This is a genomic window from Pseudoalteromonas sp. BMB, assembly GCF_001709235.1.
GTDB lineage: Bacteria > Pseudomonadota > Gammaproteobacteria > Enterobacterales > Alteromonadaceae > Pseudoalteromonas > Pseudoalteromonas maricaloris.
Map to the genome: position 1 here is coordinate 1 of NZ_MBQA01000199.1, position 13,235 is coordinate 13,235.

10 protein-coding genes are annotated in these 13,235 nt (G+C 45.8%); 7 read left to right on the forward strand and 3 right to left on the reverse strand.

Going from position 1 to position 13,235, the window contains the following annotated elements; all coding sequences use genetic code 11:
• Positions 1–295: 295 nt before the first annotated feature.
• The 7 genes from BB427_RS20040 (at position 296) to BB427_RS20070 (ending at position 8,358) form a co-directional block, all read left to right on the forward strand.
• Positions 296–1,438 (forward strand): hypothetical protein, encoded by a 1,143-nt coding sequence (locus tag BB427_RS20040; protein ID WP_069022804.1) that lies wholly within the window; start codon positions 296–298, stop codon positions 1,436–1,438.
• Positions 1,438–2,367: a hypothetical protein gene (locus BB427_RS20045; RefSeq protein ID WP_069022805.1), complete on the forward strand. Its 930-nt coding sequence runs from the start codon at positions 1,438–1,440 to the stop codon at positions 2,365–2,367. The genes BB427_RS20040 and BB427_RS20045 overlap by 1 nt, the downstream gene beginning before the upstream one ends.
• 170 nt (positions 2,368–2,537) lie before the next feature.
• Entirely contained in the window at positions 2,538–4,043 is a 1,506-nt protein-coding gene (locus BB427_RS20050) for a cytochrome-c peroxidase (RefSeq protein ID WP_069022807.1), read from the forward strand.
• A 20-nt stretch (positions 4,044–4,063) separates the two neighbouring features.
• A complete protein-coding gene (locus tag BB427_RS20055; RefSeq protein WP_069022808.1) occupies positions 4,064–5,533 on the forward strand; it encodes an ATP-binding protein in 1,470 nt (489 codons plus the stop codon).
• A 15-nt stretch (positions 5,534–5,548) separates the two neighbouring features.
• A complete protein-coding gene (locus BB427_RS20060) occupies positions 5,549–6,247 on the forward strand; it encodes a response regulator (RefSeq protein ID WP_017217860.1) in 699 nt (232 codons plus the stop codon).
• A 131-nt stretch (positions 6,248–6,378) separates the two neighbouring features.
• On the forward strand, positions 6,379–7,461 hold the full coding sequence (locus BB427_RS20065; RefSeq protein ID WP_069022810.1) for an MBL fold metallo-hydrolase: 1,083 nt from the start codon (positions 6,379–6,381) through the stop codon (positions 7,459–7,461).
• A 486-nt stretch (positions 7,462–7,947) separates the two neighbouring features.
• Positions 7,948–8,358 (forward strand): CBS domain-containing protein, encoded by a 411-nt coding sequence (locus BB427_RS20070; protein WP_441295582.1) that lies wholly within the window; start codon positions 7,948–7,950, stop codon positions 8,356–8,358.
• 20 nt (positions 8,359–8,378) lie between these two features.
• On the opposite strand, the gene add is transcribed toward BB427_RS20070, so the two are convergent.
• The 3 genes from add to BB427_RS20085 form a co-directional block, all read right to left on the reverse strand.
• Complete coding sequence (gene add, locus BB427_RS20075; RefSeq protein WP_010604236.1) at positions 8,379–9,374, reverse strand: adenosine deaminase; 996 nt, start codon at positions 9,372–9,374, stop codon at positions 8,379–8,381.
• A 132-nt stretch (positions 9,375–9,506) separates the two neighbouring features.
• The gene (locus tag BB427_RS20080; protein ID WP_069022815.1) at positions 9,507–10,610 is read right to left on the reverse strand and encodes a heme biosynthesis HemY N-terminal domain-containing protein; all 1,104 of its coding nucleotides are present in this window, start codon (positions 10,608–10,610) and stop codon (positions 9,507–9,509) included.
• A complete protein-coding gene (locus BB427_RS20085; protein ID WP_069022818.1) occupies positions 10,607–12,424 on the reverse strand; it encodes a uroporphyrinogen-III C-methyltransferase in 1,818 nt (605 codons plus the stop codon). The genes BB427_RS20080 and BB427_RS20085 overlap by 4 nt, the downstream gene beginning before the upstream one ends.
• Between the last annotated feature and the right edge of the window lie 811 nt (positions 12,425–13,235).

Sequence of the window (13,235 nt, forward strand, 5' to 3'; positions counted from 1 at the left end):
CTTATACAGATCTCAGGTTACCTATATTCCATACCTCAATTAAAGATAGCTGGGTCGATCACTATTTCAATAAGCTTAGATGTACACCCGAATCAAAAACACAAAAATCTCACTTGTATTTAACAAAATTTATACTAGTCTATTTTGGATTCACCACAAGGAGTGTAGTGCTAGTTTATTCATCAAAAGCGATAGCTTTACTATCATTACTTTTGTCTCGCTAGGTGTTTTCTTAAAACAAAGCAAATTTAACGCAGTAATCACGTTCATATCGATTAATAAAAGGAGATTAACGATGAACAGAAGAAATGCACTAATCTGTGTTGCCTTGGGATTTTGTGCCCACTTATCCGCCAAGACACCTCAACCAATCCTTTCGATCAACACTAACCTTGATTATGACGGCCTCATTACAACACCAACTGGAAAGGCTTATTTTGGTCAGCAATGGCTTGAAAATGCCAGTGAAGTCACTTTATACCCAAAAAATGGCAACAGCGCGCTTTGGACATTAACATTAACCTATTCTGATGGCAGACCGGCCGTTGGTAAAACCATTACTATAAATTCAACTTATAACACGCTCACCACATCAAGTTGGCGAGATAAAAATACGATGGCAAACCGTTTTCCGAGTGGTTCAAGAGCAACGGTAATTCAAAGAATAGACCAAGGGCTGTTCCGATTACGAGCTCCTTACGAAGCTTCAAGTCTAGTGACCGATGCTAATGGCCAAGTGAAAGTTACCGTAAATAACTTCCATAGCTGCGGTAATGAACAACAGCCAGGCTCTGATAAGTTAACAGCCTCAACTGGTAACTTGCAGGCTCAGCTAATCGTAAAATGCGCAGTAACAGGCTTAGTCAACATTCCAGACCGCGCAAGCGAGGGACTTACTACGGCTGGGCTAGTTGGCCGCCACTTACACCCAGACTTGCTAAGTGCGTTACAAAGTTTAGGACAAGCTTGGAAAAACGTACAAAACAAACCTGTCGGAATGCCAAATTATCTAACAATAACGGGAGCAACCATGCGCTGGGGTGGAATAAATCCTCCTCACTTTACGCACAAGTTTGGTGGTACAGTAGATATTCGTCCGATAGGAACATCATCAGGCCCGGTTAGCGTTGGTGACGCACACTACCATCGCCAAGCCACACAGACTATAGTTGACGCTTTGGTACAATTAGGCGCAACTAAAATTATCTTTGCCGATAATTTGAAAGGCGTTACAGATGTTAAATCAAATCATAAGAATCACCTACATGTTAGCTTCTTAACTGAACCTTTAGAACCTTGGCTTGCTCCTAATGATAACGAGCTTGATAGCGAAGGTGAAGCTTGGCATGACTACAGCAATATCTACGATACTAGCTATTTCGTGCCTCAAGTTAAATCGTTACAGGTTACCGACTTTCATTTTGAATTAGGAAAATAATGACGAATATCGCTTGGCTAATTTATCTCGCTATCTTTAGCATTTCGGCAAGCTTTGATTTATTAAGCTGCGAGCTCGCTATGTCTAGCGATAAAGTAGCCTTAGCACCCTCTACTGAGCGGCCAGAGTGCCGCTTTGAACAATCAGACAATAATGAGTTAAAGCCTACATCGTTGCCGCACACGCATTTTATTCCACCAAACTATCCAGATGCTGCAATACCTCTCAATTTCGATAGGGTTCAGTCAGCCTGTAAACTTAAGAGTGACACCATCCATTGCCAGTTTGCTGACCGACAAGGCGCTTTGCCTTTAGCTAGTCAATACCAACGTGGTCGGTTAAGCTATGATCAGTGGCGCGTAGACAACCACTATTTTATTGGATGGACCTCGCACGACCCAGAAAGACCAGCCGGATTTATGGTACTTTCCACCACCAAACCCGCTTATTGGTTACCTTTGGAAGATGCTTGTAAAGCAAGGCTCAGCACACGAGTCGTGACGCTTAATAGCAAAGAGAATCTCTGTTTGAATCACCAAGGTGCTTGGCAGCGCAGTAACACACAGTCACTACCTACGCCTTGCGAAAACCCATACTCTGTCGCTACCGATAAAAATGGGGTGTGGGCTTTGCAGCTAAACAATGAAAATCAAAGCTGGAATATTTGCCACTTTGATCACGCATTACAACTGGTGAAAGCATATCAATATCAACTTGATATACAGCAATCGCTAGCGCCATACAAGCTTGTACCTACGCCTTTTTCTCAGGTTACCGCCTTATTCGGCGAATATGACAATGCGCCAGCATACGCATTTGATATTAGCGCTGTTGAGCCGCTGTTTCCATCAACCTTCCCAAGCTCAATACGTCGTATACAAATCCCACTTACACAAGCTAAATATCGGTTAAGCCTAATAGCTCACTAGCCTGCTTTAGCGATAACTCAAAACCCATGTGAGATTTTAAAAAATGCTGTAACGATTCCAAATTATTTCTTCTTTCTCTCCCTCTCAAAACAAAAATTTCCATTTTCACATTCTCTGCACTTTTGCCTGCCAATTTTAAGACTCGAATCACAATAAGGTTTGGAATAACGATGAACAACGCGAACTTTCTACGTGCAATGGCACTTGTTACCGCGGTGGCAAGTTTACCAATAGCAGCACAACATAAGCCTCTACCACCTCCGCCTCCCGGCCAGCCACAACCTAGCTCGGCGCTGGATGATGAACTCTCACAAATTATGCGTGCTCGCGGTATTACTGGCAGAGTTGCAGGTGCACAACAGCTGCCGAGGATCTCAGATCCCATCGCTCAGCTCGGCATGCAGTTATTCTTTAGCAAGGCCCTTGGGGGAGAAAAATCAGTCGCTTGTGCGAGCTGTCACGATCCAAGGCTCGGTGGTGCCGATGGCCTTTCGTTGCCAATAGGTACAAACGCAGTAGAAAGTGATGTGGTAGGCCCAGGTCGCCAAGCAGTCAACGATGACATCAATATTCCACGTAACTCTCCCACCATTTTTAATACCGGATTTGCCAACAACGCTTTATTTTGGGACGGCCGTGTTCAACGTGTGACTATCACTGACGACCAAGGCAATGAAAGCAGTTTTATCAGTACGCCTGATTCAGGTTTTAACCAACCAGATGTAAACGCGGCAGATTCACTAGTTGCAACCCTGTCTCGCTTTCCTGTCACCTCTCGTGAAGAAATGCGTGGAGAGGCTTTCGAAAGTGCCGAAACCAATGAACAAGTCCGCTCACACTTAGCCCAACGCATTGGCGATTACGGTGATGAGGCCGGAGGTTTGGCCACCAACGATTGGCTTCAAGCCTTTAGAGAAGCATTCAACTCGCAAGCTGACGCGCAAACATTAATTACCTTTGATAGTATTGCCTTTGCGCTCGGCCAGTATCAAGCGTCATTTGTGATGGTGGATACCGATTGGCATCGCTATGCCCGTGGTGACCGTGGTGACCGTGGCGCACTTAACGATCAACAAAAACGTGGTGCTAAACTCTTTTTTACTCCAATAACTGAAGGCGGTGCAGGATGTGTTGGGTGCCACAGTGGTGAACGTTTCACTAACGATGGTTTCTTTAACCTCGCCTTTCCACAGTATGGTATTGGTACACAAGATAATCAGGCCGATATCGGACGCGCTGCAATTGACCCTTCGCCTCGCAACCAATTTGCGTTTAGAGTCCCGAGCTTAATCAATGTTGCCCTGACTGCGCCATATGGTCACGCAGGAGCCTACGAGTCGTTAGAACAAGTGGTCAATCATTACTCAAACCCTGAGCAAACCGTCGAGCAATTTTTTCAACGTGGTGGTGCTTGTGGATTAAAGCAGTTTTCCTTAACCGCTCAGTGTGACACACTAAACCTACAAGCGAGAGAAAATAGTGAAGCGGCGTTAGCATTACTGCGCCAGTCACCCTTTGTTGCCGCTAATTTAGCGCCACAACAAAAGCAGGATCTCGTTGCGTTTTTACATGCCTTGACAGACAAGTGTGCAAAAGACCAGCAGTGCGTAAGAAGATGGGTGCCAAACCGTCGCACACCAGACCCTGATAATTTACGCTTGCATGCAAAACGTTAACCGGTGGAATAACAACAACCATGAAAATGACCATTCGCGTCAAACTATTGCTGATAATTTTGATAGCCAACACCACATTGGTGCTGGCTATCTATATCGCCAATAAATTAGCATTTGAAAAAAGCTTTACTGCCTATCTTGAAAATACCTCTCGGGCACAACTCAAAAATGTGGTAACGCAAGTTGCTGAGACTTACACACGCCATGGTTCTTTGGACTGGGTGTATCGAGGCTCTGAAGATTGGGACAGCATAGTACGTAGCTTCTATGGTCTTTCTGAGGATGAGCGCCCGCGAGACAGGCTACATTCTCGTCCACCACCAAGACATCGTGAAAGAGGCGAAGGAGGGCCACGAAGACGTGATGGCCCCCCACCGCGTTTTGACAATAAAAAACGCCTGCTGATCAAAGACGCACAAGGTAATATTATTATGGGCACACCGAAAAGTAAGCAGACTTCGCTGTGGTTCCCAGTCTATCAAAGCGACCATTTGGCGCAGCCTAAACGCGAACAGATTATCGCCTACTTAGGTGTCGAGCAAAGTGGCTTGGTACGCAATGACTTCGACCAACTGTTTGCAGAGCAACAACGTAAACAGTTCATCATCATTGCGCTCGTCGCCCTGTTGGTTACTTTAGTGATTGCCGTGCCTTTTAGTAAATATATGGTCAACCCAATCGTGTTGTTGCGCCGCAATGCAAAAACACTGACACAAGGAAATTACGATGCTCGCGTCGATATCGCGAGTAAAGACGAACTCGGTTTGCTTGCCAGAGATATGAACCGTTTGGCAGACACATTAGCGCAGAACCAAATAGCTAGGCAGCAATGGATAGCGGATATTTCGCACGAGCTACGCACGCCGATTGCCGTGATCCGCGCGGAACTTGAGGGCATGATTGATGGCATTATCGCAAGCGATCCTGAACAACTGATGTCGCTTAACGAAGAGATCCAACGATTGACTCGGCTGGTGGACGATTTACATCAACTATCGCTGTCAGACCGCGGTGCACTTACTTACAACATGGATAAAGAAAACCTTTACGACCTGCTCTCACGCACGTTTGCGAAAAGTAGTCACCAAATTGAAAAGCACTATCTTGCTTATTCCTTGCAATGCGATGAGCATATTACCTTAGAATGTGACGAGCAGCGCCTTGGGCAGCTATTCGACAACTTACTGCAAAACACCTTGCGTTACACAGACTCCTCAGCTGAACAACCGGGAAATCTCGATGTAAAAGTCATACAACGACAAGATAAAACGATAATTTACTGGCAGGACAGCGCACCTTCTGTACCACAAGAACAGCTAAACAAACTATTTGATAGGCTCTATCGAGTAGAGGAAGCGCGGAGTAGAAAAACAGGTGGCTCTGGCCTTGGTTTAGCCATTTGCCAAAGTATTGTTGCTGCCCACAACGGAAAAATCACTGCGGACTTGAGCGAACTGGGTGGTCTCGCTATTATTATTGAACTGAAATAATAATGAGTTTCCCCCGTGCCAAACAAACATATTTTAATCGTCGAAGATGAACCAAAACTTGCCGATATTTTAAGTAAGTATTTGGCTCAAGCCGAGTATACCAGCCATTGTGTTCATGATGGCGCTTTAGCTGAAGAGGCTTTTAAACAACAGCAACCCGCCCTTATCTTACTCGACCTCATGCTGCCTAATCTTGACGGTATCGAAATTTGCAAGCGGATCAGAGCTTATTCTAACGTGCCAATTGTCATGATCACCGCCAAAGTAGAAGAAATCGATCGTCTCCTTGGTCTTGAAGTGGGTGCTGATGATTATGTGTGTAAACCTTATAGTCCAAAAGAAGTCGTCGCAAGGGTGAAGGCGATTTTAAGACGCGTGACGCTAAATGAGCGCGGCACAGTGTCAGAAACCGAGAGCAAACTTAAATTGGACGAAGAGAGCTTGTTTGTCTCCTTCCTTGACGCGAGAGCGACACTCACTTATGTCGAGTTTATGCTCTTAAAGGCGATGTACGGACACCCATGCCGAATTTATAGCCGCGACTTATTGATGGATCACATCTACGATGACAGCCACATTGTTAGCGACAGAACCATAGATAGCCATATCAAAAATATTCGTAAAAAGCTGCAAAGCATCGCGCCTAAATACGACTTTATCCACTCCATTTACGGAGCGGGATATAAGTTTGAAGCCCAGGAACGTAATGCCTAGTCCTTAGCCCATAAGGGAAGTTGGGTTATGCGTTAATCCAACTTCCCTTAAGGCATATCTCACCGCTACACCCCACCCCCTTTTATTGGTAAACTCCAAAAAATAACTAATAATTATAAAAAGGAATGGGCATGAAAAGGCTTGCTTTGGCAGTCATAATCACATTAACAGGCTGCAGTAATAGTAATGTTGTAGAGCGAATAAAATCTGAGTCTTCCGTGGTAAAACATAGCTCTGTAGAAGGGTATGAAGATAGATATTCCAACATCTACAATCAGTTTAAAGATTATCCCGTGACTTGCGAAGAAAACTGCTATCCAGTCACCCAACAAATTCAATGTCAGTCCGAAATGCAAGATTGCACTTACGTTGGCAACAACCCCACTCTCTCGCTCAATACCGGCTTTGCTATCCAATGGCTTGGACATGCGAGTTTTAAAGTCAACACCAAAGATGGGCAACAATTTTTGTTTGACCCTGTCACGGCGCAATTTGACTGGCCTGTAAACTGGGCATTTCGCCTCTCAGAAGGGTTTAATCGCAAGCAACCTGTACAGCTCAGTCAAACCGAGTTGCAACAAACTAATGCCGTAATGTACTCCCACATTCATTACGATCATTTTAACAAGAGTGATATAGAAGCGATTGGTACTGGACCAAATTACCTCACCCCACTTGGATTTGCAGAGCACTTTCCTGAAGATGGATACAAGGTTTCTGAAATGGAGTGGTATTCAAGTAAACAACTTGGTGAAGTAACCGCACACTTTGTGCCTGCAAATCACTTTAGCAGCCGTATTTGGGTGCCGTTTTTATACGAAGATCATGGCGCTGCACTATGGGGTGGCTGGATATTAGAACACCAAGGTAACACCCTGTTTTTTGCAGGAGATACGGGATATTCACCGCACTTTAAAGACATTCAAGAAAAATACGGTGATATTGATGTTTGCCTACTTCCAGTTGCCTCTTACTATAGCGAAGAACATCCTGATTGGTATCGTAAAGTACACACCACACCAGAAGATGCACTGACTGCCGCAAAAGAGCTGGGCTGCAAGGTTATGGTGCCGTGGGGCTACGGTAATGCTAGTTGGAAAATGGGAGATAAAACCTCACATTCAGCGCTTTTCCGCTTACTGCATATGCAACAAGTGCTAAAAGCCCAAACGCCACTGTATATTTTAAATGAAGGCGATTCAGTGCACCTATAACCTAATGCTAACGCACCAAGTCTCTAATTGATTTGGTGCGTTATAAAGCCTCCTATTTTCTAGCTTTTCTCAGTGATGGTTAATTAACCTGAGCTGCGGATAATTAATGCCTTTCTAGCAGCCAGTTTTAGCGCTAACTGCGTTGAATTCACTTCCAATAGCCAGCTATTGGTGCGTAAATTCGCCTTGCCTACAGGATGTAGGTACCTTAGCGAGAGCAGGACGCGGAAGCGGTGTTTTCCCTAAAACTCTCTGGCTAGACAAGGAGAAAACTAAGTTGTGCTTTAGAAACAATGAGTTGGAACATTCCTTATCCAAACCTCAGGTTAAGTAACTTAAGCCAAGTTATTTAATAGCAATTTATCCAATGTGTGGCAGGTCTTTAGTCACACATTGAGAAAACAGAACGAACCAATCAAAACAATCCATTTTACCAAAACAGTCTCACTCGCTACTCTCATATTACACACAAACACCGCGAGAAGTATGATGAGTAAACTCTATGTTCGTGACATCGTGTCACCCGATTTCCCACTGTTAACCGCCGAGACCGAACTAACCGACGCGATTAGTTTGCTGCAAAAGCATCATTTAATTGGTGCACCAGTGATAGATGCACAGCGTCATCTTGTTGGATTTATTTCAGAGCAGCAGCTGCTCAAGCCTTTGCTTAATTCCAGCTACTTTTGTGATGGTAAAGTACAGCTGAGAGACTTACTGGCTACGCCTGCCCTCAGCATTGAAGCTGCAACAACCGTTGTCGACCTTGCACAACGTATGCAGCAAAATAGTCCTAAGGTATATCCCGTACTCAATGAAGGCAAAGTGATTGGAATTGTGACACGCAGCCAAGTAGTTGCGGCGCTAAAAGAGAGTTATCTTAGCTGTGCAGGGTGATCCCACACAGCAATTTCAGCCTACGCTTTCTTTGCAAGCAACGCTTTTTTATCAGCTTCGCTTAAAAAGGCAATCTCAACAGCATTGCGCTGAGCTTTATGGATATCACTCAAATCTAGACCTGCCGCCGCAGCTGCATGGCTATACTCGTTGTCCAACTCGATACCTTGAACCGCAGGGTCATCAGTATTGATGGTTGCCAATACACCATGATCTAAAAATGCTTTCAATGGATGCGTGGTTAAACTTTCGACAGTGCTTGTTTGGATGTTACTGGTTAGGCAAGACTCGATCCCGATACGATTATCACGTAAATAGTCCATCAGAGCTGGGTCATGGATTGCTTTAACTCCGTGACCGATACGTGTTGCACCAAGTTCTTTAATGGCTTGCCAGATACTTACCGCGCCCTCCGCTTCGCCAGCATGTACCGTCACCCCAAGGTAAGCATCGCGAACCTGCTTATAATGTTCAATAAACAACTCGCCAGGGAAGCCCAGCTCGTCACCCGCGAGGTCAATCGCAACCAACTGCTCTTTAAAGGCAAGTAGCGCGTCTAGCTCATATTGGCACTTTTCCACACCAAATGTGCGTGACATAATCCCGATCAGGTTAACCTTAATGTCTTGGCCTTTAACTGCACTTTGTACACCGTCGACTACGGCTTCAACAACGCCCTGCGGGTGTAGATTATGGGTTTTTGCCATGTAGTAAGGACTAAACCTTAGCTCTGTGTAATCAATACCTTGTGCAACTGCGTCGGCAACATTTTCAATCGCAATACGGCGACAAGCTTCGTAGTCACCTAGTACCTTTACACCCCAATCTAGTTTTTCAAGAAACGCCATTAGATTGGGTGCATTGTCCAACACTTGAACATGCGGGCGTAGACCTTCGAGATCCGTTGCCGGTAAATCCATATTAAACTGCTGGCCAAGTTCTAAAATCGTTGTAGCACGAACGTTACCATCTAAGTGGCGATGTAAATCTAATAGTGGGAGTGTGTTATTGATCATAAGAGACTCGATTTGCAGTTAAAATTTTTGGGATCATACGCACCTAAACTGAGATAGCAAGGACATATGTCAGAATTGAGTATAGCTAACTTTAATGCAAAAAAGCCTGCACATTGCTGCGCAGGCTTTTCGTTACGATTTTGCGATTAAATACGCTTTCTCGTAGGTATGCATTTTTTCGTAGGCGAGCTGAGCTTGCTTACTCCAGCGCGCTTCCCAAGGGTTTGCACTTAAGGAATCAAAGATCTTCGCAGCAAGCTCATAGTCCCCCTCAGCATTGCAAAGGCAAGCCAATGAGAACAGCAGCTCCTTGTCATCTGGATGTTTTTTCAATTGCTGCTGCAGTGCTAATTTGAGTTCATTACTACTTTGCGTGCTGTGTTGCAGATAGTCCGCCAACTGGTGATATTGACCTTGTTTAAGCAGCTTCTTGAGCTCGCCCAACACTTCCGCTATGCGTCCCTGTTGCAGCTTCACCTTATTAAGAGCAGGTATTGCATGCGATTTTACTGCCTTAGGTAGCATATTAAACAAAGTGTCTGCTTGCTCTGGGGCTATCACAAACATGCGCTCGAACACACTCTGCCACTGTGTATCACTCCAGTTGAGCTTTTTGTGCCACTTCGCGATTTGTGCAGCGGCCAGCTCGGGTTGCTTAGCCTGTAGGCAAGCTAAAATGTAACCGCTAAGCACCGCAGACGTCGGTTTAGCCGCAGACATTTTATCATCAAGTAAAGCCAACGCCTGTTCACTATTATTTGCCTCTAGCCATAGTGCCGCGAGCTGCCCTTGGTTGTCATCTGATATTGCTTCTAGCTCCGTATTCGCTTTGACAACATCTCCTTGTTTTAACGCCGCTTTGGCTGCGATGGCACGCACATAGTCTTGGCGTTCATCCGGCTGCGGCGTTTTCGTCAACAAAGTTGCGGCTTGTTCAACTTCGCCGTTAATAAATAGCCACAAACTTTCGTTCCATGCTTGTTGCGCTTTTAGTTTGCGCTTTCTGGAAAAATGACCTTTCGTATTGACTAGGCGATGCCACGACCAACGCACTACCTTACCCAACAACACTAAAGCGGTGATGACAAGCAACAACAAGATAGTGAAAGACACTATGCTGCCTTCAATCGTGGTTTGATTGAACGAGATCAACACATAGCCTTTCTCATCAATGAGCAAATGACTGGCGGCTAGCGCGATAAAGATAAGCGCGAAGGTGATGATTTTTGCCATCATTTTAGCCACCCTTTTACTGCTGCTGGGGTGGCAAGCTCAATCGACTCTTGGCGCTGAACTTCACTGCGGCTCAGCTTGTTTAAAGCCTGCTGCATCGCGCTCACAGGCGCGTGTTGCGTATCAAAATAACGCGCCAACGTGTCGGCTGCACTATCAAGCGCACTGAAGTAAATGCTCGCTTGTTGATCTACTAATGCGGTTTGTGCTTGAGTTAAATAAGCACGCAGCTGCGTGCGTATAAGCAGCTGCTCGTTTTTATCTAAGAGTGGGTCTATCACCACTTCATCATGGTGGCGTATGGTAATAAAGGCATCAACCAACCCCCGCCAAGAGCGCTTTAAGTTCGCTTGCCAATCATCAACCTGTTGCGATAGCGCAGCATCTTCACTCGCTGCCTTTTGCGGAATCTGCTTGGTTTTGATCGTTAGCGTATCAACTTGAGACAATAAACCATGAAGCTCAAAGTAAAGTGACTCCGTTTGTGGCTTAGGTAAGGCCTTCAAAGCCGCAATATCTGTAGCAATCGCCTGCTTAACAGCAGCCGTGTTGGACTCAGACTCTAAGCTCTCTTGCAAGCGCTGCAGAATAGCGATTGCGCCAAGATAATCTTGCTCTGCCGCGACCTTAAATGCAGCAAGGCGCTGTAAATACAATGCCTCAGAGGCCACGGCACCGCTTACTTGCTGCTGCGCCTTGGCAAGCGTCTGCGTTAGCTGGGTTTCCACATGTTGCTGCTGCTCAGCCAATCGCTTTGCGACATTGTCTTGCAACGAATCAAGCACATTTTCTACTCGCTGAAGTTGCGATTTAGCGCCACTCAGCTGTGTGTTTAGTAGCTGATTTTCAGCGTTAATCGCTTGGTTAGCTAACAACGCTTGTTGCAACTGTTGTTGCTGTTGCAAATAAACATAGCCAGCACCAGCGCCACTACCTAGTGCCACTAATAATGCAAGGAGCGCAACCTTACTCACACCAGCCTTAGCGTGATGTGGCGTTACGGTTTGCTCTGCTGCTTTTGCAGCTTGCTGGGTATTTGTATTCTTTGTTTGCGATTCAGACTGAGTCATTTTGCGCCCTTGCTGCTTGGTATAGTCGATGATACTCCCTGCGATGGCACGATTATCAGGGCCATGACATACCACAATTTGAGACTGTTCGATGTTATAGGATTGCTGTACATGCTCAGCAATACGTTGGCTCACAACAAAGAAAGTGCGCTGAGCCAACCAATCTTTACTTGCTGACGACTGCGTATTAAAAATCGCATCCGCTGCACTATTACTGGTAATGACTATACCTTCAATCTGCTGGCTTCGCCAGTGGTCTAACCAGCCATCTGCATTGTCTTTTACGGCAACGCGTTCATAAACCACTAGACTGTCAAGGATGGCACCTCGCGCTTTTAAAGTTTGCGCAATGACGGGACGCCCGCCTTTCCCTTTGACCAACAATACACGCTTGCCCTCAACAGAGGACAGCTGCGGGAGTGCAAGCAAGCCTTCGGAATCAGGTTGTTTAGGGTATTTAGCCTTGATATTTAGGGTCTGCTGGATAGCATCGGCCGTGCCTTCGCCAACAGCAAAAGCTGCGCAATGTCCGGCTAATGGTACTTCTAATTGGTGAAAGTATCGCACCGCATCTGGCGAGACAAAAATAGCTAACTCGGCTTCGCTTATCATTGCTTTGGCGGTGTCACTCACCGCCACTTCATTAAGCTGCAATACTGGGCAAATCACTGAGCTAATTTGCTGCTGTGTCAGTAACTCAGATAAAGGTTCTGATTTGCCAACGGGTCGAGTTAGCACAACTTTCATTTAAGCGTCCCTATAAACCTCAGCAAGAATTTTATCTGCACCTTGCGCAAGTAAGGATTCTGCCAATTGAATTCCAAGTTGCTCAGCCTCTGCAACCGTACCAGAGCATTCGCCGCGCAAGATTTCGCTGCCATCGACAGCACCTACTAAGCCGCGCAAGTGCACCTGATCGCCCGAGACTTCCGCATAAGCACCGATTGGAACCTGACATCCCCCTTCCAAACGGCGGTTCATTGCGCGCTCGGCAAGTACACGAATACGTGTATCAGTGTGTTCCAGTGGTGCGAGGAATGCTTTGGTTTGAGCATCATCGCTACGACATTCGATACCGACAGCGCCTTGGCCATTGGCCGGTAATGAATCTTCAGGTTCAATATAACTTGCGATTCTATCCACCATTTCTAAACGGATAAGTCCCGCCGCGGCCAAAATAATGGCATCAAACTCACCCGCATCTAGCTTGGCTAGGCGAGTATTCACATTACCGCGTAAGTCTTTAATGATTAAGTCCGGACGAGCCGCTCGAATTTGACATTGGCGACGCAGGCTTGATGTGCCAACCACAGCGCCCTCAGGCAACTCTGAAAGTGAGGTATAAGTATTAGACACAAACGCATCTCTTGGGTCTTCGCGTTCGCAAATAGTATGCAGCTCGAGCCCTTCAGGGAAATCAACAGGTACATCTTTCATTGAATGCACTGCAATATCTGCGCGCCCTTCTAACATGGCCTGCTCAAGCTCTTTGACGAACAACCCTTTACCACCAATTTTTGCCAGTGGCGTATCTAAGATCTGTCTCTTATACACATCT